Source organism: Peribacillus sp. FSL R5-0717, assembly GCF_038002945.1.
Lineage (GTDB): Bacteria > Bacillota > Bacilli > Bacillales > DSM-1321 > Peribacillus > Peribacillus frigoritolerans.
In genome coordinates, this window is sequence record NZ_JBBOOF010000001.1 from 1742576 (window position 1) to 1763709 (window position 21134).

A 21134-nucleotide genomic window follows, 5' to 3' on the forward strand; every position below is an offset into this window, starting at 1 on the left:
TAAACTTAGAAATAAAAAAAGGCATAGTCTTCCTTATTCATAAAGGGAGGTCTGTAGGTTTTTTGACTCAATCATATCAGACACAAACGTATACAGATTTGGTGGATGCTCTGCAATGCGATGTGCAAGATATAAGTACCATTCCGTTCCATATGTGACGTACACCTTCGTCTGGAAATTCTCATTTCTCAGTGATTTAAGTAAATCTGGACGAACACCATCTAACATTTCTACTTCAGTATATGGATTGGCAATCAGTCCATTTTCTTTAAGTGTTGCCACAAGCTTTTCATCATGTGTTGCTATCGACAGAGGATGGTTTCTTGCCACACAAGCCATAACAAAGTCTACGTAACGCTTATCTAGTTCTACAGATCGTGGGATATACGTACCTTCTTTTTCTTGATAAGCACCTTTTACTAATCGAATTTTCCCTTGAAATTCCAGTAATTCTTGCAGGTCAAATTGGGAACGGAGTAAGTGTACTTGTAATGTTATGCCGAGATTCGCATACATCGGTGACAGTTTTTTATATATGTTAAGGATCTGATCGGTCTTTTCTGACTCCTCCATGCTAATCATGAGCTGGATATCGTATTGTTGAGCTTGTAGTGCGATTTCTTTCAAGTGTTTAGATACAAGAGCATCTGAGATCGACATACCTATATGTGAAAGATCGAAAGAAATGGTTGATTTCATTTCTTTAGCGCCAATCTCGTTAATCAGTGAGAGAAATTCATTCTTTGCTGAGATACATTCATTTTCGGATCGTGTGTTTTCACCAAGATACTCGATGGATACTTGATAACCCATTTGAGCAAGCATGGAAATACGTGCCAATCCCTCTGCCCGTGTATGACCTGAGACAAATCTTGTTGCAGCTTTCATAAAGAGAGGGAAAAGTTCCTTAGAGTTTTGTATGTATTCTTTGATATCTTCGTTTCGTGCGATCGATTTCAATGCTTTTGAAACACGCTGTTCTGCTTCGTTATACATTTATATCACGCCCTTTTTTATGGATAGTTTAGATTCGTTTGCGAAAATTCTGATTTCTTTATATAGTATACCATTTTACTAGATCATAATATGTGTTACCGTAAAGTCCGTATACACTACCTGACCCCATAAGAAAAAGCTACCTTAAAGACAGCTTCGGTCTTCAGCTAACGCACCCGTTAGTTTAAGTAGATTTCTTCACAAACTTTTTAGTATTTCAGTTAATACAGGAATGCTGCCACGTTTCTAGATAAGAAAAGGCTATGTTAGAGTTCTTGGTTGATTTTGAATAAATCATAATCGTTTATGGTATCAAACACCGCATTCTAGGGTGAAAAACTAAAGCAAATATACACTTATAATGAGCTTAAAAATGTATCTCCAAGCTTCTAATATTTTCCGTTATCCCCTTTTGATCAAAAATAAGGTATTTTCACTATCATTGAATTAAGAGATTCCCTAAATATTGGGCAGTACCTCTTGAACTTGTGAATACAACTTCTAAAACATAACCCCCTTTGTTATTGGGGATTTGAAATTCCCTATTTTCATGCAATTCGAGTTCAATTCGTTGTTCATCTTTCAGTAGGGCAACTGTTATTTTTGGGTCTGTCCAAATATCTCCACCATTTCTTGCGTTCTCTTGAAAATCTAAGGAAACTTTTTCGTTAGCAGTAACCTTCATTTTTTCTTGTGATAATCCGAATTCTTGAATATCATCTATTTTTCGATCTACATCTCCACTTGATGAACTCCAACTGACATTTCCTTCTGCTAATTGCACAGATGTAGCAAGGTCTTCTGAATATAAATGAGCAGTTGGAACACCAACATCATAATCTTCTCCAATACATCCTGTTAATATAGAAATTAAAAACATACCTATAAATAATCTAAAAAAGCCTTTCATTTCATACCCCCTATTTTTCACCCTTTCTAATTTCAATCCAATTATACATTAATAATCCATATTATCCCATTTTAACTATTTATCATTAACTGCCCCGATAGTTCCATAAGAAAAAGCTGCCTTAAAGACAGCTCTGATCTAAGAGGATACACGTTTGTTCAAGAATCTGAATAACATTTTTAAAATTAATAGCTTTTAATCACCAAATGCAAATATTATTTCTGTTTCGCAAACTAATTCTCCATCAACTGTAGCTATACCTTTACCTTTTCCTATAAGACCTTTTAATCTAGTGATTTCAACCTCAAGACGAAGTTGATCTCCTGGTTTTACTTGCTTTTTAAAACGACATTTATCTATACCTGCTAAAAGCCCTAATCGTCCTTCGTTTCCTTCTTTAGTTAACATCACAACTGAACTTACTTGAGCTAATGCTTCTACTATTAATACACCTGGCATAACTGGGTAATTGGGGAAGTGCCCGTTAAAAAAATTCTCATTTGCTGTAACATTTTTTATACCAACTGCTCTTTTTCCTTCTTCTAATTCCAAAATCCTATCCACTAAAAGAAATGGATAACGATGTCTAATTACTTCCTTAATTTTTTGAGTATCTAACATCATTAAAGCCCCCATAACAATACTATTTTATTAATATCTATTTATATTATCACTTGGTATTAATAGTTGGTACTAAAAAATGCTTTTATGGAACTATCCTGCCCCGTTATGCCATTAAGAAAAACTGCTGCCTTAAAGGCAGCTCCGATCTTCAGCTAAAGCACTTGTTACTGTTAATTAAGAAAATTATTTTTTAGGGCTTGTGCATTATCTTTATCTAACTCTCCATAACTTTCGTTTTCATTATTGCTAATAATTGTTGCTGTACCTGCACTTTCATTAAACCAAATTTCATATTCATAAAGTCTTTCAGGTTTATTTTCATCAAAAGTGTAAAATAAAGTAGCTTCTACGTCTGGTTTTCTAGCCATTTTAACCACTTTATCATCCCATTTGATTTGTTCAAATGCCTGCCTTAGCAGCTCTATTGATTCTCTATCTGTTATCATTACGACATCTTCGTATTTTCCTTCTGTATCAATTTTTTGAACATCTACTCTTGATAATTGTCCTTTTTCTTCAATACATCCGACCAATAACACCATAAAGACAAAAAGAGAAATAAAATTTATTATTTTTTTCATCATACACCTCCATAAATTTAGACGTTTACATTAAAAAATAGTTCCAGCTTATCTTCAACTATCCTACCCCGTTAGCTCATTAAGAAAAAAGCTACCGTATTGGTAGCTCCCGATCCAGAACTAACACACCCGTTAGTTTAATATTTCTCTATTCTTTATTTCTGATCATTAAGTTTGAAAATAGAGGATAATGTTTCACCGTCTTTCCCTTCCAAAACGCCCCATACTTTCTTCCCATCTTGCACGTCTGCGGAGCCAGTTTCGTTGAACCAGACCTTATATTTCTGCCCTTCCTTGTTATCTTGGTCTATAAACCAAAATACAGCATCTTCTTTGCTACCTTTATCAACTGAAACTGTTTTATCCCATTTGACGTCTGCTATAATATCTTCAATCTTTTTGACATTATCTTTATCCAATACAGCTCGTTTATCACTTAATCCACCGTACTCTACTATTTGATATTGATAGCCAACATCTTTTGCTTCAGGAGAACCCGAAGTTTTAGAGGAACTTGAACATCCCCATAACGCCACAATGATAACAACCAAACTTAAATTCCATAATAATTTCCTCATACTGACACCTCTTTTTTCCTATTGTACCATTTATAAACAATGGGAGATGAGGGATTTCAATCTTTTATCAACTCTATTTTACTACTTCTTATGCAACTATCCTGCCCCGTTAGTTCCGTAAGAAAAGGCTGCCTTAAAGACAGCCTTTTTCAGCTAACGCACCCGTTACTTTAAATACAATTCTTCACAAACTGATTTTGCTTAACAAAACTGACCAGCAGCAGAACATCTAAAAGGCGATTTCTAATTGAAGGATTTCACTCAATATATATAGAAACCGACTAAATTAATATCTATTTGAATTATTTATATGGAATGAGAGGAAAGACCTCGACCTATAAGGTTTGCAGAAACAGGCTTTTTCCCTAATTCCCTTGCCCAAATTGATAATTGACCTATATGGTGAATTTCGTGAGCAATAGTATGTCGCAATATTTCACCCCAAGTATCCGTCACAATTCTTCCATCTTGCAAGGTATCATAAAATAATTGATTTTCCATACTAGCATCCCAGTTGTTCACAAAGTTTTCCACTTCTATATGAAATTCAGCGTCCAATTTTCGAACTTTGTTCAAGCTTTTATAACTATCGAAACTCTCCTGAAAGTCAGTTTCACCTTGTAAGAGACGTATCCAGCTCCATTCGACATCAACAATATGGAAAAGTGTATGCAATATACTTCCCATTCCACCCGTTCGGTTCCGCAGAAGTTCTTCTTCACTTAACTCTTCACACCAACGATACCAGTCTTCTCTTACCATCCAGTTATATCTAAAAAAAGTTTGCAAAAATGCCCCTCCCCATTTAGAAAATAATTTAACTGTTAAAATACTATTAGAGCAATGCCTAAACATTGTTAAATATTACTACTTAGACACACATAGGTTGAATTCCTTTTTCAACAATCCTGCCCCGTAGTTCATTAAGAAAAAGCTGCCTTAAAGACAGCTCCTAAAGCACCTAAAATTAATCATTTGGATTTATTATGGCTAAAACCTGCTTTATGGTCCCGAAAGCTTTGATAAAACGCTGATTACTCTTATACCAAATTGCTTTGCCTTGGTACCCAAAATCAAAGCCACTAAAAATCCAATATCAAAATAAAAAAATCGATATCCTTAAATCTATATTCGGTATCGATCTGCGATAAAAAAACCAGTAATGCAGCTATAACTAAACAACAGTCAATATCAAAGGTATTGCTTCTTGTTCGTTCGATTATCCTGTATTTTCCAAAACTTCACCCCTCCCCTCACAATGTCAAAATTCACCTAAATGAAAAAGAAACAATTTTTATACTTGGCATAATAAAAATAAAAAGCCCTTCTCACACGAGAGGGGCTTTTTTGTTATTAATATTCACTTACAGAATAGCTTTTGTATGTTAACTTGTTGTTTTCAAAAACCGTATAAAAATGTGTGTCATTAGTGTCACTGTAACGGCTCCAGGTATAATCTTTTTGGGTAATGCCGCCATAGGTATATGTTGAATCTAATTTCATATATTCACCTGTGATAGATACCGTTTGATTATAAGTCATTCCTTTTTTTACATTCGTATATTCATTGTAAGTTATACCATTTTTAATAGGAGTAAAGAAATATCCTTTGGCTGTTTTTGTATACTTGACCCACTTTGTTCCTACTTTATCATAATCTACAAATGTTACTGTAGCATATGAAAAGTTTTTATTTGTTGCATATGGAGTTAACGTTACAGCTTTAGTTGTTTTTGCATTAATTGTATTACCTTTATAATCTTGAACCTTATAGGTAGTACCTACTAAGGCGCTCTTATAGAAAGTTGAACCGATCGGCTTTGTTACTGTTGCAGCTTCTCCTTTATTTGCTCCAACTCCTGCCAGTATTCCTAGAGCTAATACTCCTACGGTTAATGCCTTTGCTAGTTTTTTCATCATAATTTCTCCTTCAACCCGTTAGTTCTTATGAATTTATATGTACATTTGTAGTATTCCTATTATTATTATAATCTACAGATTGCTCATCAATCAATGCTACAATAATTATGAGGTGGTAAACTTTGTTCATTTCTCCAATGCTATTGCACAAAACAGAGCACCCCTTTGAGGATGGAGGGGATTTTTTGTATGGCAAAAAAGGGGCAAACGTTCAAGCGTTCCAAAATGACCTTCAAAAGCCATTTCCTGTACGATAGGAAATGACTTTTTTTACTTATTATATGGTTTCTTTTGATTTTTCACTTCCCCGAGACCAGATGACCACTGGAATCAATAATAAAGATAATAACCCTCCGATAAATGATAATGCTGTATAACTTGAGCCGGCCACAATCATTCCAGATAAGGCTCCACCAGAGGCTCCTGATAATGCAATTAAAACATCCACCGTACCTTGGGTTTTAGCCCGATTCGAAGTGTCAGTTGAATCAACAATAAGAGCCGTCCCACTTATTAAACCGAAATTCCATCCTAATCCAAGTAAAGAAAGGGCAATAACTAGGAGAATCATAGAATCGCCTGGTGCAATCGCCGATATTAAACCGGCCAGAAGCAGCGTAGCTCCAGAGGCAATAGCCATGGCAGTACGGCCAAACTTATCAACAAGGACACCTGTAACCAGTGAAGGAAGATACATGGCAGCTATATGAAATCCTATAACGAGCCCTATTTCACCCAAGTCATGTCCATGATGTCTCATATGAACTGGCGTCATGGTCATAATGGCCACCATTACAATTTGAGTAAGAACCATAATTGCCGCACCAACAATAATTCCTCTTTTGTTTACCATTTGTTCAGTATCAGCCGAATATCCCAATCGATTACTTTCTTGTTTGGACGCTTCTATTGTTCTTGCTATAACTAATGGGTCCGGGCGAAGTAAAACGAAAAGGACAAGACCTGCCAAGATAAATGCTGCCGCTGATAAAATGAAAGGACCAGCGAGTGAAGGAACGCCAATAGAAAGAGCAAAATCCCCCATTACATTCACTAAATTCGGACCAGCAACTGCACCAAATGTTGTAAACACCATGGTAATACTGATGGCAGTTGCTCGCTGTTTATTGTTAGCCAAGTCCGTACCAGCGTAACGAGCTTGTAAATTTGTCGCTGTTCCTGCACCATAGATGAGCAGGGAAGCAAATAAAAGGAAAACGCTATTTATGATGGCTGCCGTTATGACTCCTATCGCTCCAAGCCCACCTATCAAAAAACCAGCTGTTAGACCTGTACGGCGACCGTAACGTTGAGAAAGTCTCCCCACGATTAAAGCAGCCCCGGCAGATCCTAAAGTAAATAAACCCGATGGAACTCCAGCAAATGCATCTGTGCCAAGCATTTGTTGTGCAAGAAGTGCCCCCACCGTAACTCCAGCCGCTAACCCGGCACCGCCAAAAATTTGTGAAATACTTATAATAATTAATGTACGTTTGTATAACATTTTTTGTTTTTCTTGAGAATCAGCATAACTCTGGTTCATTTGATATGTTTTACTGGACATTTGTTAAGACCTCATTCATCATTCTGTAATTTCCCCCCACCGTGTACACCTTCCTCTAGTTGATTTTATAATATTTTTATAACCTTTACTTTTTTAGTTTAAAAACTATAAAATCAGCACATCTGAAATCTTCTTCAAATGAAGGATATTTTTCTAATATCTCTTTTGATGGCTTAGGTTCTATTATGCTTTCTAAAATAAAGCCTGTTTTGATTAAAGTGTTTATATAACTTGTTAATGTTCTATGAAAGAATAGCATTTTTTCTTTATCACCTAAACGTTGTTCATACACACCTTCATAAAAATATTTATCTACGTTCCAATGCAGTTTTTTACCGCCCTTTGTTTTTCCCAACCACTTTCTGGAGTAACAAAACAAGGATGTAAAATCGAAAATATAAAACAGCCTCCATCTACTAATAGACGATACATTTCCTGAAATGCTTTTTCGTAATCTGCAAGATCTTGAATGACCATATTGGATACTATTAAATCGAGACTTTTGTCCTCTAAACAATTCAAGTCCTCACAATTAGCCTGCCTATAATCAATCAACAAATCATTCGGGGTTCTTTCTTTAGCAATTTCTATCATCCGTGATGAATAATCCACAGCCGTTACAATCGCTTCGGACCTCGCCAACATTCGACTTAAATACCCCTCACCACACCCGGCATCTAAAACGTTTTTATTCCTTACTGTTTCCATAAGTGATAATAAAGTTGGATTTAAAAAAACTTCTTTATGAAAATCTCCTTGCTCGGTATGATTTACAGAATATGTATCCGCGAAACTATCCCACCTTTTAATCGCTTCTTCTGTACCAATATTCTGATTCATGTTAACTTCTCCCTGTTCTTTTGCTTTACATTCATTCCCCTGCCCTGATAGTTCCAAAAAACTGCCTTAAAGACAGCTCCGATCTTTTGCTAATGCATGACTACCACATCTGTTCGTCCTTGTTACTTAGCTTATATAAAAATGACATCAAAATAATCACTAAAGCATACGCAGCTATTTCAAAAGCTAAGACATAACCTTTAGGTACACCATATGATATTAACGGTGCAATCAATAAAGATATAAATATAAATAGGCTTAATAGCATTCTTGTTTTCTTGGAAACGTATTGGGATGAATCACAGGATGAACATCTTAACTTCTTTTTAAAGGTAAACATTTTAAAAAAGGCCTCTATCCAACCCCATTTATAGCCACATTGCTGACAGGTTGGCATATGCAGCAAACTCCTTTCAATTAAATCAATATTACAAATTATATCATTTATTCCTAAACTATCCTGACTAGTTTGTTGTATAAAGAAAAAGCTGCCTTAAAGACTGCTCCGATCTTTTGCTAACACACCCGTTAATTTAAGTACAATCCTTCACAAAATAACTTTGGAATAGGAAAAAGAGGTGCCGCAGTTACCCGTATTGTTCAACTCAGCTCCATAGTTTTTATTACGTTTTTCTTCCTAATATATCCGCAAATACCCCGATTACAGCCGATTATCCTTGATTAAATGACCTGACTGGCATGTAAGCCCCAAATGATAACGCTTCCCTTCACTATCTCGGCCTTTTCCTTGTGAATGTCCTCTCTTCCCTTGAATCTAAATCTGAGCATGTTACGATAACAAGGTTAAAAAATACGAACGGAATTACGAACAATGAACTTTTAGGAGGGCATAATGTTGAGAGATAAAACTGTTGCATTTTTAGGAGCCGGTTCGATGGCAGAGTCGATGATTTCAGGAATTGTGCAGATTGGGAGCATACCAGCAGAGAGAATTTATGTGACAAATCGCAGCAATCAATTACGACTCGAGGAAATGAATCACGTGTATGGAGTCCATGCGGTCCATCAGGATGCATTGCCATATGAAGAAGTTGATTTCTTCATTTTGGCAATGAAGCCCCAGGGAGCAGCAGATGCTCTTGATGCACTCAAAGATAAAATAAGAGTGGATCAAGTTGTGATTTCTGTTTTAGCGGGCATTTCCACTGAATTCATGGAAAGTCATCTACAGCTTGGACAGCAGGTTGTGCGGTTGATGCCGAATACGTCGAGCATGATCCGGGAGTCGGCAACTGCGTTATGTCCGGGAAGACATACAGCGATGGACAATGTGATAGCAGTGAAAGAACTGTTAGGCTGTATGGGAAAAGTGTTCTTAATTGAAGAAGAGCATATGGATATTTTCACAGGAATTGCAGGAAGCGGACCTGCTTACTTCTATTATTTAATGGAGCATATGGAACACGCTGGCGTTAAAAAGGGGATGGATGAAGCGATGGTCCGTGAGATTGTCGCCCAAACGATTTTAGGCGCAGCCAAGATGATTATGGTGAACGACGAGACACCGGCAAGCCTCAGAGAGAAAGTCACTTCACCAAATGGAACGACAGCATCCGGACTTGATGCGTTACGGAAAAATAATGGCGGCAGAGCCATTTCACAGGCGATTCATCATGCAGCGAAACGTTCGAAAGAGCTGAATGAAGAGATGGCAGTAGCGTACGGGAAATCGACTAATCCCCCGAGAGTACTGGGGAACTTCAGTACCATAAAAGGACGGTGTCTAAGTTAATCATCTCCATAAATACACCATGGAGCCTCCTTAGGAAATTATATGTATCAAAAGATGTGGTTATCAAATAACACTCCTATCAAATAGTTAAGAAAAAAATATAAACGTAAGAAAAACGGAGGACAACATGAAGAGAATCCTTAAGATCGCTAGCGCTTTTATCGGAATTCTAGTCGGAGCAGGGTTCGCCTCAGGACAAGAAACCATGCTTTATTTTGTAAGCTTCGGGAACTTGGGCACAATTGGAGCTATCATTTCAGTCGCTATTTTTGCATACCTTGGAATGATTCTGATGAAGCTTGGCAGTCGTACACAAACAGATTCGCATCAGGAAGTAATTTATAAGATTTGTGGTCGCTTTCTCGGCTGTATCATTGATTATGTTCTGAACGCCATCCTATTTGGTATAGGAATTGTCATGATTGCGGGGTCAGGCTCAATCTTTGATCAGCAATTCGGATTACCTTCCTTTATAGGAACCATTCTTATGACTATTCTTGTTATGATAACAGTTATGCTGAAAGTCGACCGTGTGATTAAGGTAATTGCATCCGTCACACCATTTCTGATTCTTGTCGTACTTTTTCTATTCATTTATAGTATGTTTACAATGAATTCATCTTTTACGTCACTTGAACCACATGCGCTGGAACAAAATTCAGCTGCGGGACATTGGCTTATATCTGCAATAAACTATATTTCAATAACCATTGCAATGGGGGCTTCCATGACACTTGTTATGGGTGGAAATGAACCCGATGAAAGGATATCATCCATTGGAGGACTTACAGGAGGAATCGCTTTAGGTCTACTTCTTATAATTAGTCACCTTACTATTTTCTCAAATATTAATACTGTATCGGACTTGGATATGCCCATGCTGGGAATCGCCAACAGTATTTCACCTCTCCTAGGTATTCTGTACTCTCTCGTTCTGTTCGCTATGATTTTCAATACGGCAGTCAGCATGTTCTACTCATTTGGAACACGCTTTTCAGATCCGCAGACCACAAAATTTAAAGTGATCGTTATTTCATCACTATTGATCGGATTTATAGCAAGCTTCTTTGGCTTCACTAAACTTGTTTCCTCTCTCTATCCAATCTTTGGCTATATGGGAATTGTCCTTATTATCGTTCTCATCATTACTCCATTCCGAATGAGTCGATTAACGAAAGAAAATTAAATTACGGATTGTTTAATCAACCTTTCTACTCATGTGTAGAAAGGTTTTTTTGAGGTAATTCTTGTATTACCTCTCTTGTTTTATCAATATATAATTCTTCCTTATTCGCGAGGTATGATAACCTCTGATAAAAACATTTTTTAAATTAAAATTGTTTGTCGCTGTTTTGATGGCATCTTGCTAACCAATCATCCCAGAAATCCGATTCTTAAAAAAAATCACTTTACCTTCTTGCAAAGGGATTTCTTCTTCATATTTTCCTCCTACCAATTTGATGATGCTTATTAAACTAACCTGCCCCGATAGTTCCATAAGAAAAAGCTGCCTTAAAGACAGCTCCGATCTTCAGCTAACGCACTTGTTAGTTTAAGTGTACTTATTCACAAACTTAGTTGGCTTTGCATAAATAAACCGATTCGTTCATTACAGGAATGCTGCCCCGTTAGTTGAAGAAGAATAAAGGATTGCCGCAGCAATCCATTCTAGCGAAAAGTTCCAATTAGCAGCTAAGTCAACTTCTCATGCATTCGCCTTCCAACTGTTTTGCAGTTTCCTTATATAAATAATTTGACCGATATGATATGCATTATGGGTAGTTGCATTTCCAAGAATTTGCCACCACTTAACTTTTTCAGGAAAACCTATAACATCACTTTCTATTTTTTCATTAGTTAATAACCCTTCCCACTTTAAAAGGACTTCTAATAAGATTTTTTTCAAATCGTTAAAGCACATATATTCAGGACTTAAAAAGCTCCGATTATTATCTCCGATTGAAGATACAGCGTCTACGTTGGATTTTTCGTACCTGGTTTGCCAAGTTTGATTCCAATAAATCAGATGTTGTACAATTTCAGCTATACTGTTACTATCTTTGCTTGGCTTCCATAAAGCCTGTTCTTCCGTCAAATTTTCAACTGATTCTGAAAATGGTTTGTACCAACTAGGGTCATTAGCATTCGCTAAGAACTGGTCAGAAATAATATCTTTTACTTTGGTCATTCTATTCACTCCTCAATTCTAATTAGAATATGGATCCCTAAATTAAGTACAACAGCCATCCTCCCTGATGTTAAAATGATTTTCCTACTCATTTAGTTTCGAGATAACCACCACAAAAACCTTTTACTTGTTCAACTAACCTGCCCCGTTAATTCTATAATAAAGCTAGTTTCGACCTTATTGAAAAGGAAAAAGGCAACCTCCTCGGTAGCTTTTGCTCTTCCATTATTTTTAAATGCTTTTAAACTCTTTTATAATTAGACTTTAAATATCGGATAACATCATCTTCTCCGTTCTTTTTTAGCATGGATATTGTTCTATTAGGGTCTTTGAAATAGCTTGTTATATATATACACATTCCTAATTTTAGAGAAATTTCTTTATACAATTCTGCGTGTTCTGTTTCTTCTATGGTTGTATGAAATAAATTCATGATTTCGGTGAAATATTGTATAGATTCATTTACTGTTGCAATCAGATGACCGAAAAGTTCATCAGTTATGACGTGGTTGAACATGCCGCCGACACAAACTCCCCAAAATGATTTGTGATTGGAGTGAACAACTGATGATAATTTACTGTAAATACGTTCCGCAGCTTCTTCATTTTCTATTATTTTTCGTCTTTGCTTAGGTCTAATGTTCTTTGGGTTTTCTATATCCTTCCATTCCCGAGCATGATTAGGTTTTTGGATGAAATACTTTAATAGCCATGAATTTTCAAGTGATTGTCTATACATAATCAAACATTCATCTTCTAACCCCATTTTTAAAAGGTGATATGCGGATGCTATATGATTGATTAGCCTGTTATCAGGAATCTAGCTTGATAAAATGCTACATCCTCATTATCGAATCTTCCGATATTATTTAATTCATTCAAGAAGCTCAAGCTATCCCAAAAAGCTTCGTCTCAATCATCTAAGTGCTCCAAAAAGGCTTGTTCATTTTACTGTTATAAAAGTCACTTTTTATATTTTTCATTTCATATTTCATCTCCGTCTAAACTTTTATTTTCCTTATGTTAAATCCCGATGGTGAAATCTAGGTATAACTAATGAAATTATTGATTACCTGGGTGGAAAAGCTTTTCCCTCTTTGTCAAATTCGGTTACGAACATAAATAATCCTTTTTCTTGTTGAACTAACCTGCCCCGATAGGTTGCATAAAGAAAGAGCTACCTTAAAGACAGCTCAATATTCAGCTAACGCACCCGTTAGTTTAAGTGCAAAATTTCACATACTCTTTGCAGTTAAATTACCCCATTTCTTATAAACAATATTAAGCCCTTGGTTCCAAAAGAAAAAGCGATTACCTGGTATAGGAGCCGCCTTCAACTATCTTTGCAAAGTCATCAAGAGTAGTTGAATACTTGATATAAATTCGTGGTAAAAGATAAAGTTCGTCTTTAATGCCCTTCTCAGAAAATAGTTCAGGAGTTGTCGTAAGTCCAAACAAATAATATTTCTTCGTTTCTTCTACGACTTTGTCATTGAAATTTCCGTATGGATACGCAAGAGCATTAACTGGTTTGCCTGTTATTTTTTGAATTTTATCTTTGGACCCTTTCAGTTCATATTCATAATTTTTTATTTCCGTCAAATCAGGATGTGTAGCAGTATGAGACTGGATTGAGATTATACCCGAATCAGCCATCATTTTTAAATCCGATTTCGATAATCGGTTTGGTCGACCGATAAAGTCAGAAATAACAAAAATGGTACCACTTGGTTTAAAACGTTCGTTTTCAAGTTTCTGAAAGATAGCAAATGCATTCAGATTGTTTTTGTATCCGTCATCAAAGGTAATGAAAATGGGTTTTTTTTCTTTATAAATTTCTTGCCAACGATCAAAAGTTAATAATGTGTAGCCATGGTCTTTTAAATAAATCATTTGTTTCTGGAAATTATCAGGAGTTACGTATAGCTCCTTAGAACCCTGCCCAGTAAACTCGTCAATCGAATGATAAATTAAAATAGGTACTTTTCGTTGAGCAAAAACTTGTGATGGAAGAATTAAGATAAGAAGACATAGGAAAAACATTACAACCTTTTTCATAAAATTCCTCGCTTTGCATCCTTTTTTTATCTTTTCAATTTATTGTGCCTCAAAAGCATAGTTCTATTATGAATTTGATTCTATCTCCCATTAATCAATGGTGACTTTGATAATCCCAAATGAAAAACTAATTTCTTAAAACACTAAGGATTCGGACTAACTGCCACATTAGCTCTATAAGAAAAAGAGCTGCCAAAGCAACTCCCTTAATGAAGTAAAGCACCGTTTAGTTGAAGAAAATTTGTACTATTTAATCCTTAATAGATCACGCCTGCGGCGTTACCTCTTCCTTGCGACCATGAGTCTGGTGACGAATAACCCTGATCTTCAGCTAACGCACCTGTTAGTTCAACAAGAACATTCACAAAGCCCCTCAAAGACTGATTCAGTAGGGGATTAACATAAATAGAGGAAGTAAAATTATAAGTTTTATTAAACTCTCTAAATTAGTGAACAAATTTAAGCAAACGTTAAGTTCTTGATAATCACCATGATAGATAATATTAAACAGATCATGGCAGGAATAATCATTACAATAGATTGATGCGCTCGAAAAATATGAGCATGTAGTGCTCCTATCATGATAAGTACAAACAATACACCTGATCCAATAGCCAAGTATCTATTCCAGATACCCCCAATCATTCCTATTGCTCCAATAAGTTCAATAAATCCAATTACAGACATGAACCATAATGGATATTGATAATGCTGCCAATGTTCAACCTGAAACGGGATACGTAAAAGTTTTATGAAACCTCCGACTAAAATAAAAACTGCTAAAATTACTTGCATAATAGCAATCATCTAACCTCACTCCTTTTAAAGACCAATTTAAGGGGGGTATTTTCTTTTAATGATTGTATGGATATATATGTATTTAATGATTCTATAATTATTAGTATCAAGAGCAGAAGGGAAGTATTAATTTTGCTTTCTTATTTAACTAAATTGCCCCATTAGTGCCAAAAAGGCTGCCTCAGCAACCTTCCTTATTGAAGTAAAGACCCGTTTGTTCAATAATTTTATAATTGAGTTCCTTTATCGTTATCAAACACTCTTGAATTCCCAGAGTTTAAATTTTGTACTATTTCAATCTGAAATTTATCGGCTATTTTAAACGTAAATTTATAAATGAAGTATCCAAGAATAACACCTAATACATTACAAATCACGTCATCAATATCAACTGTTCTTCCCCTACCACCTGCTATTAGTTCAATAAATTGTATAGATTCTATACTAATAGATATAACAAATCCTAAAAGTACAATATTTTTAAAATCCTTAAATTTATTCCATATTATCGGTGATAATACACCCAAAGGCATCAATAATAATATATTCCCACCCACATTTCTAATAATTAGTCTAATCATAAACATGGTATCACCATCATATGCAATACCTATTTGTTTAATATCGTTTATAATTCCAACAAATGGAGTGAGATTTAAGCCAAACTTAATATTTTGCATATTAAAATCAATCCATAAAGCTAATGGAAACAGTGTAACGGAAACAACCATAAGTATGTATAAAACAAAAAGAAAATTAATAACTTCCCTTAACCAATATACTTGTTTTTGTTTTTTTAATTTAAACCCTATTAAAATACCTCTTCCAGCCAAATAACATATAACTCCAATTCCAATAAGCAAACTACCATTAATTAAATACACTCTATCGACCCTTCCTTCCAGCTCAAACAAACCTTATTTTACCATATAATATTGCCTTGGTTAGAATTTAATTCTGCTCGTTCATTATCACCAATAAAACCAAGATTTTATTGCGTTTCTTAATGAACTATCCTGCCCCGATAGTTTATTAAGAACAAAATAAAAAGGACTCTTGGTCCCTTAAAAATACTTTCTATACAAGTCTCTCCGCATTGCACCACTTAGATATGCATAAATTTTTGTGGTTTCACTTTTTTCATGACCCATTAAATTTTGAATCACTTCTAGAGGCGCTCCATTATTCAATAAATTTGTGGCATAACTATGTCTAAGCTGGTGGGGATGAATGCTCTTTTTAATGTCCGTTCTCTTTGCTACCAGTTTTATAATGTTTCTCGCTTGAGAAATACTCATTCGATGGGGTGCGCGTGTTGTCACAAATAGTGCTTCCTCATTATCTTTTCGCTCACTTAAATATCGCTTCAACCATATTTCACAACGAGTATTGAAATATACTTCTCGTTCTTTACGCCCTTTACCTAAAACGATTGCTGATTGATTAGAGAAATTAATTGAGGCCCTATCTAGAGTTATTGCTTCACCAATTCTGCATCCTGTTGAATACAAAACTCAAATAAAGCATTTTCAAATGTTGTATGACAAGCTTCCCGCAAATGTTCAATTTCCTCTTCAGACAAGTATTTTGGTACCCTTAATTCTAATTTTGGTTCCCTGATTTTGGAAGCGGGATTTCCATTAATTAAATTTTCATCCTGAGCCCATCTAAATAAAGATTTAATAAATCGGATTCTGTGACCCAGACTCGATGGCTTAAGCTTTTCAGCTGCTTTTCCCAGATAAACTTTAAGAGAATTAGTTGAAAGTTCTTGAATGGATATATTTCCAAAAGTATTCAACAACAAGTTAAATTGTACGTAATAGGCCTTTAATGTTTGTTGAGAATAACCTTGGATTTGCTTATCTGCCTTATATAAACCCCATACATCAGTTAAGATCATACCAATTTCTCTCCAATCTATACCTTATTAATAGACAGTATAGTCAAAAGAATAACTATTATACTAGATTAGTAGAGTTTTCATTAAACAGTAACACCGTTAGTTAAAAAATAAAAAGCTGCCTTAAGACAGCTCCGATCTTCAGCTAAAGCACCCTATAGTTTAAGTATTTTTATTCACAAGATGATTCAAAAACCACTCCAAATCATATCCAATCTATTTGTTAGTTTGTCCAATCCTCCATTTAACTTTTGAATAAGTTATCAAATGGAGGTGTTAAAAATGGATAACGAAGAAAGTATGGATGAATGTAAAATGAAAAATGACAAAAGTGCTAAGGACAAAAATTCGTGTCTTCTCGGTCCCTTAACTCCTGCTGAAAGACGCGAGGAGGCATTTGATATTCGTAAGGATGCTGCGAGATTCTATAAAAATCAGCCATTAGTTCACCATCCCTGTAATGGGGATGAAGATAGGTATCCAAATAAAATTGCCAGTTATACAAAAGCATTTCCGCATAATCAGTTAGGCGAGGTAAACATCCAAGCTTATAATAAATATTTAAAAGCATTGGAAACAGGAGACCCTAACGACTTTGAGAAGATTCCACTGGGTGGCGTTGTTAAACTAGTAAATCCACAGGGTGCTTATGCATTCGAATTAGTCGGACCTGATAGTCACCAATTGGTTATTCCTGCACCACCAGCCTTTAGCAGTGCTGAAATAGCTGGAGAGATGGTTGAGCTTTATTGGCAAGCATTGGCACGGGATATTCCTTTCAATATATATAATCAAGACCCATTAACAAATGATGCTGCAAAAGAACTTTCCAGCCTGCCTGTTTTTCGGGGACCGAAAAAGAATGGACTAGTCACGACAGGTACCTTATTCCGAGGGAACCTTCAAGGCGACTTAACAGGGCCATATATTTCACAATTTTTATGGAAAGATGTCCCTTTTGTTTCAACTAAAATTATCCAGCGATACCGTACCACTGTTCCTGGGGACGACCATCTAACTTCTTACGACGACTGGCTGGCTGTACAAAACGGCTCCAGTCCTCCTACCCCAAATCGTTTTGACCCCCTACCTCGCTATATTCGAAATGGCCGGGATTTGGGAGAATGGGTACACAGGGATAGTTCCATTGATGGCGGGTTAATTGCTTGTTACATTTTGCTCAGTTTTGGCAGACAAGCTTTGAATCCGTCCAATCCTTACTTTAACTCTGCAACCCAGGTTGGTTTCACTACCTTTGGACCACCGCATATCTTGGACTTTGTGACAAGAGCTTCGCGTCCGGCTCTTGAGGCAGTTTGGTTCCAAAAATGGCTGGTCCATCGCAGTCTCCGTCCGGAGGAATTAGGCGGCCGAATTCAAAATCAGAAATCGGGTGTTAATTACCCGATCAATCCGGTAGTTCTGAATTCGGAAGCACTTGCCGAAACTTTTAATAAATTCGGCACCTATTTGCTACCTCAGGCATATGCAGAAGGAGCTCCTGCGCATCCATCCTATGTTTCCGGTCATGCAGCACTTATTGGAGCAATGGTAACAATACTGAAGGCCTACTTTAATGAATCGTTTGTAATCCCCGATCCGGTTGTTGCCAGTTCCGATGGTCTTTCCCTCATACCTTACGAAGGTCCGCCGCTTACGATAGGCGGGGAACTAAATAAACTTGCATCAAATATTTCCATCGGCCGGTCGTTCGGTGGTATTCACTACCGCAACGATTATTTCGATGGAATTATGCTCGGAGAATCTATGGCCATTGGGATAATGAGGGATTACAGAAAAACCTATAACGAGTTTTTCAAAGGATTCTCTCTCACAAAATTTGATGGGACAAAGATAACAATCTGAGAAAATAAAAGACACCCTGTATCTTTAAACTTGGTGTCTTTTAGCTTTGTGTCCTTTTTGATTTACTTCAGATTTGCCAACCAATTTTCACCTCCGCTTCACCATGAGAAAAGCTGCCAAAATAACAGCTTCGTTGTTCAACTCTTGCACCCGTTAACGAAACAAGGTAGTATGTGTTATTCACAAGAAACAGACCAATTTAATGTTAAAAAATCTTGCTCGATTTTTGGTGTCTTATTGTTATCAATACAAGCATTTTGGGTGTATTCAAGCGTGATAGAGTTTAAAATAATAGCTACTACAAGAAATGATAAAGATAACGGATGTAATAAAAAAAATTTTTCTCTTTATCTTCATTTCAAAAACCTCCTTTTATAACTATTTTCCTTCTTCAACAATCCTGATAGTTCCATTAGAAAAAGCTGCCTAAAAGACAGCTCCGATCTTCAGCTAACGCACCCGTTAGTTTAAGTACACTTCTTCACAAACTTATATTAGTTCGGAACAAAGATTTAAGAATATAATTGATAAATCAGCTCTTTAGTTAATAGAGAAACGTGAACTTAAAAAGTTACCACCAAATATAACGAACACTGTTCTTTACAAACATCGTTCGTTATATTATAAATAGAACAAGGCATTTAAAATTTAATTTATAGGGGTTGATAATTATGATAATGAAAACAAAAGAAATACAGGAACAACGGATTGCTATTATAGGTGCAGGTCCAGGCGGTCTCACATTAGCTCGCATTTTACAGAAACATGGTGTAAAAACGGTCGTCTATGAAAGAGAACAGTCTCCAACTAGCCGCCAACAAGGTGGTACATTAGACCTTCATGAGGAGTCCGGACAATGGGCGTTAAAAGAAGCTGGCTTATTTGAAAAATTCCAAACGCTGGCTCGATATGAAGGAGAAGACTTTCGTCTTGTAGATAAAACGGGTAAAGTCTATTTGGATGAAGTTACAGATAAAAATAATGGAAAGCGTCCTGAAATCGATCGTGGAACTCTTCGTGAATTATTATTAGATTCTGTTGATTCAACTTGTATTCAATGGGGACATAAGTTGACACATGCCGTTCCTTTAGAAAATGGCATACATGAACTTCACTTTGAGAATGGGCATGTTGATACTGTTCATCTTTTGATAGCTGCCGATGGCGCTTTTTCACGTATTCGCCCTCTTGTAACGGATTCCGTACCTGAATATACTGGACTTAGCATGGTTGAGCTAAATATAAAAAATGTAGCAACCTCTCATCCAGGTATTGCTGAGCTTAATGGCAATGGAACATTCTTTGCCCTCGCTGATCATAAAAGTATTTTTGCGCAGCTAAATGGAAATGGGAATATTCGTGTATATTTATCATTTAAAGTTGACCACAACTGGCTAGATACTTGTGAAATCCCGTTCAATGAACTTGATAAAGCTAAACAACAGCTCCTTCAGTACTTTAATGATTGGGACCAGTCTCTAAAAGATTATATCCGATTGGCTGATGAAGCTATACTCCCAAGACGTATATATATGTTGCCTATTGGCCTTAAATGGATCCATAAACCAGGTGTAACTCTGATTGGGGATGCGGCACACTTAATGTCGCCTTTTGCCGGAAAAGGCGCAAACTTGGCAATGCGTGATGCTGCGGAATTGGCATTGTCAATTGTTACGCATGAGAATGTTGATCAGGCGGTTCAACGATATGAGAAAAAAATGTATGTGTATTCCTCCCAATCAGCCGAAGAGTCAGATGCGAACCTCAAGCTTTGTTTTTCAGATAATGCCGCAGCTAAATGGATGGATTTAATGAAACAATATAAATGACACCATTTGATAAAGGAGATTGGAAAAGAATGATGAATAATTCAGAACGCACGATTATTAGCCGTCGTTCGCGGCCTGCTAAGGATCCATTAAGCAAAGATCTTATTGTGAGAACTGCGTTAGAAATTTTAAAGAACCAAGGCCTTTCTGGGCTGAGCATGCGTAAAATTGCCAAAGATTTAGATACGGGACCATCTTCTCTATATGTGTATGTCAAAAACGTTCAAGAGTTAAGAGCGTATGTGTTAGATTATGGATTAGAAAAAGTTGTTTTGTCAGATAACCAAGATGGGCATTGGAAAGATGAGTTATTTGATGTACTAGAATCTTATCTAATGACTCTCTATGAATCACCAGGGATCGCTGAACTTGCTTTAACGACACTTCCAATAGGACCTAACTCGTTAGCAATGATAGAATATGTCCTTCAGCGGCTTCATGCGGGTGGAATTCATTCTACTTCAGCTGCATGGGGAGTAGATCAACTATTTATCTATGCTACTTCAGTGGCATTCGAACAAGCTTCACGTAAACAGAATGGAACTGCGATGGATTCCCTTTACGTTTCTTACCAATCAGTGGATGCTAGGGAATATCCAATAATATCCAGTTTGAAAGAGGAATTATTTTCTGGAGAACAAGAACGTTTTCGTTGGGGATTAGAAGTGATCCTGCAAGGGATGTTACAAATGCAAAAATAAATGAGAACACAGCACGTTATGAGGT

Annotated in this window: 19 protein-coding genes and 2 pseudogenes; 5 read left to right on the forward strand and 16 right to left on the reverse strand. The window is 36.2% G+C overall.

What is annotated here, in order from left to right; translation table 11 throughout:
- Positions 1-33 precede the first annotated feature (33 nt).
- The 10 genes and pseudogenes from NYE65_RS08435 to NYE65_RS27205 form a co-directional block, all read right to left on the reverse strand.
- Complete coding sequence (locus tag NYE65_RS08435; protein ID WP_340860480.1) at positions 34-996, reverse strand: proline dehydrogenase family protein; 963 nt, start codon at positions 994-996, stop codon at positions 34-36.
- A 439-nt stretch (positions 997-1435) separates the two neighbouring features.
- The gene (locus NYE65_RS08440; protein ID WP_340860482.1) at positions 1436-1906 is read right to left on the reverse strand and encodes a hypothetical protein; all 471 of its coding nucleotides are present in this window, start codon (positions 1904-1906) and stop codon (positions 1436-1438) included.
- A 195-nt stretch (positions 1907-2101) separates the two neighbouring features.
- Complete coding sequence (fabZ, locus tag NYE65_RS08445) at positions 2102-2527, reverse strand: 3-hydroxyacyl-ACP dehydratase FabZ (protein WP_305162552.1); 426 nt, start codon at positions 2525-2527, stop codon at positions 2102-2104.
- Between the two features lie 173 nt (positions 2528-2700).
- Positions 2701-3111, reverse strand: coding sequence for a hypothetical protein (locus tag NYE65_RS08450; protein ID WP_328177909.1), 411 nt, complete (start codon positions 3109-3111; stop codon positions 2701-2703).
- A 155-nt stretch (positions 3112-3266) separates the two neighbouring features.
- A complete protein-coding gene (locus NYE65_RS08455; RefSeq protein WP_340860489.1) occupies positions 3267-3689 on the reverse strand; it encodes a hypothetical protein in 423 nt (140 codons plus the stop codon).
- 306 nt (positions 3690-3995) lie between these two features.
- Positions 3996-4478 (reverse strand): DinB family protein, encoded by a 483-nt coding sequence (locus NYE65_RS08460; RefSeq protein WP_340860491.1) that lies wholly within the window; start codon positions 4476-4478, stop codon positions 3996-3998.
- Positions 4479-5042: 564 nt separating this feature from the next.
- On the reverse strand, positions 5043-5606 hold the full coding sequence (locus tag NYE65_RS08465) for a hypothetical protein (RefSeq protein WP_340860493.1): 564 nt from the start codon (positions 5604-5606) through the stop codon (positions 5043-5045).
- 280 nt (positions 5607-5886) lie between these two features.
- Positions 5887-7173 (reverse strand): MFS transporter, encoded by a 1287-nt coding sequence (locus tag NYE65_RS08470; protein WP_340860494.1) that lies wholly within the window; start codon positions 7171-7173, stop codon positions 5887-5889.
- Between the two features lie 85 nt (positions 7174-7258).
- A pseudogene (locus NYE65_RS08475) lies at positions 7259-8013 on the reverse strand (class I SAM-dependent methyltransferase).
- Between the two features lie 100 nt (positions 8014-8113).
- The gene (locus NYE65_RS27205; protein ID WP_445670410.1) at positions 8114-8410 is read right to left on the reverse strand and encodes a TIGR04104 family putative zinc finger protein; all 297 of its coding nucleotides are present in this window, start codon (positions 8408-8410) and stop codon (positions 8114-8116) included.
- 456 nt (positions 8411-8866) lie between these two features.
- On the opposite strand from NYE65_RS27205, the gene proC reads away from it, so the two are divergent.
- Positions 8867-9766 (forward strand): pyrroline-5-carboxylate reductase, encoded by a 900-nt coding sequence (gene proC, locus NYE65_RS08480; RefSeq protein ID WP_340860496.1) that lies wholly within the window; start codon positions 8867-8869, stop codon positions 9764-9766.
- 127 nt (positions 9767-9893) lie between these two features.
- On the forward strand, positions 9894-10952 hold the full coding sequence (locus NYE65_RS08485; RefSeq protein WP_340860498.1) for a YkvI family membrane protein: 1059 nt from the start codon (positions 9894-9896) through the stop codon (positions 10950-10952).
- Between the two features lie 519 nt (positions 10953-11471).
- Here NYE65_RS08485 and NYE65_RS08490 read toward each other — a convergent pair.
- The 6 genes and pseudogenes from NYE65_RS08490 to NYE65_RS08515 form a co-directional block, all read right to left on the reverse strand.
- Positions 11472-11954, reverse strand: a complete 483-nt coding sequence (locus NYE65_RS08490) for a DinB family protein (protein WP_340860499.1) — start codon at positions 11952-11954, stop codon at positions 11472-11474.
- A 241-nt stretch (positions 11955-12195) separates the two neighbouring features.
- On the reverse strand, positions 12196-12699 hold the full coding sequence (locus NYE65_RS08495; protein ID WP_340860500.1) for a hypothetical protein: 504 nt from the start codon (positions 12697-12699) through the stop codon (positions 12196-12198).
- A gap of 566 nt (positions 12700-13265) precedes the next feature.
- Positions 13266-14012, reverse strand: a complete 747-nt coding sequence (locus NYE65_RS08500; protein WP_328178660.1) for a polysaccharide deacetylase family protein — start codon at positions 14010-14012, stop codon at positions 13266-13268.
- A gap of 459 nt (positions 14013-14471) precedes the next feature.
- On the reverse strand, positions 14472-14819 hold the full coding sequence (locus tag NYE65_RS08505; protein WP_328178659.1) for a DoxX family protein: 348 nt from the start codon (positions 14817-14819) through the stop codon (positions 14472-14474).
- Positions 14820-15037: 218 nt separating this feature from the next.
- The gene (locus NYE65_RS08510; protein ID WP_328178658.1) at positions 15038-15694 is read right to left on the reverse strand and encodes a VanZ family protein; all 657 of its coding nucleotides are present in this window, start codon (positions 15692-15694) and stop codon (positions 15038-15040) included.
- Positions 15695-15874: 180 nt separating this feature from the next.
- Positions 15875-16713: pseudogene (locus tag NYE65_RS08515) on the reverse strand (tyrosine-type recombinase/integrase).
- A gap of 282 nt (positions 16714-16995) precedes the next feature.
- On the opposite strand from NYE65_RS08515, the gene NYE65_RS08520 reads away from it, so the two are divergent.
- The 3 genes from NYE65_RS08520 (at position 16996) to NYE65_RS08530 (ending at position 21109) form a co-directional block, all read left to right on the forward strand.
- On the forward strand, positions 16996-18579 hold the full coding sequence (locus NYE65_RS08520) for a vanadium-dependent haloperoxidase (protein WP_340860504.1): 1584 nt from the start codon (positions 16996-16998) through the stop codon (positions 18577-18579).
- A gap of 671 nt (positions 18580-19250) precedes the next feature.
- Positions 19251-20408: an FAD-dependent oxidoreductase gene (locus tag NYE65_RS08525; RefSeq protein ID WP_253514432.1), complete on the forward strand. Its 1158-nt coding sequence runs from the start codon at positions 19251-19253 to the stop codon at positions 20406-20408.
- Between the two features lie 32 nt (positions 20409-20440).
- On the forward strand, positions 20441-21109 hold the full coding sequence (locus tag NYE65_RS08530; protein WP_328177414.1) for a TetR/AcrR family transcriptional regulator: 669 nt from the start codon (positions 20441-20443) through the stop codon (positions 21107-21109).
- Positions 21110-21134 lie beyond the last annotated feature (25 nt).

Excerpts from the sequence above, each read along its gene's own strand:
- NYE65_RS08435 (WP_340860480.1), bottom strand. The coding sequence starts at position 996 with ATGTATAACGAAGCAGAACAGCGTGTTTCAAAAGCATTGAAATCGATC.
- NYE65_RS08440 (WP_340860482.1), bottom strand. The coding sequence starts at position 1,906 with ATGAAAGGCTTTTTTAGATTATTTATAGGTATGTTTTTAATTTCTATA.
- fabZ (WP_305162552.1), bottom strand. The coding sequence starts at position 2,527 with ATGTTAGATACTCAAAAAATTAAGGAAGTAATTAGACATCGTTATCCA.
- NYE65_RS08450 (WP_328177909.1), bottom strand. The coding sequence starts at position 3,111 with ATGAAAAAAATAATAAATTTTATTTCTCTTTTTGTCTTTATGGTGTTA.
- NYE65_RS08455 (WP_340860489.1), bottom strand. The coding sequence starts at position 3,689 with ATGAGGAAATTATTATGGAATTTAAGTTTGGTTGTTATCATTGTGGCG.
- NYE65_RS08465 (WP_340860493.1), bottom strand. The coding sequence starts at position 5,606 with ATGAAAAAACTAGCAAAGGCATTAACCGTAGGAGTATTAGCTCTAGGA.
- NYE65_RS08470 (WP_340860494.1), bottom strand. The coding sequence starts at position 7,173 with ATGTCCAGTAAAACATATCAAATGAACCAGAGTTATGCTGATTCTCAA.
- NYE65_RS27205 (WP_445670410.1), bottom strand. The coding sequence starts at position 8,410 with ATGCCAACCTGTCAGCAATGTGGCTATAAATGGGGTTGGATAGAGGCC.
- proC (WP_340860496.1), top strand. The coding sequence starts at position 8,867 with ATGTTGAGAGATAAAACTGTTGCATTTTTAGGAGCCGGTTCGATGGCA.
- NYE65_RS08485 (WP_340860498.1), top strand. The coding sequence starts at position 9,894 with ATGAAGAGAATCCTTAAGATCGCTAGCGCTTTTATCGGAATTCTAGTC.
- NYE65_RS08490 (WP_340860499.1), bottom strand. The coding sequence starts at position 11,954 with ATGACCAAAGTAAAAGATATTATTTCTGACCAGTTCTTAGCGAATGCT.
- NYE65_RS08500 (WP_328178660.1), bottom strand. The coding sequence starts at position 14,012 with ATGAAAAAGGTTGTAATGTTTTTCCTATGTCTTCTTATCTTAATTCTT.
- NYE65_RS08505 (WP_328178659.1), bottom strand. The coding sequence starts at position 14,819 with ATGATTGCTATTATGCAAGTAATTTTAGCAGTTTTTATTTTAGTCGGA.
- NYE65_RS08520 (WP_340860504.1), top strand. The coding sequence starts at position 16,996 with ATGGATAACGAAGAAAGTATGGATGAATGTAAAATGAAAAATGACAAA.
- NYE65_RS08525 (WP_253514432.1), top strand. The coding sequence starts at position 19,251 with ATGATAATGAAAACAAAAGAAATACAGGAACAACGGATTGCTATTATA.
- NYE65_RS08530 (WP_328177414.1), top strand. The coding sequence starts at position 20,441 with ATGAATAATTCAGAACGCACGATTATTAGCCGTCGTTCGCGGCCTGCT.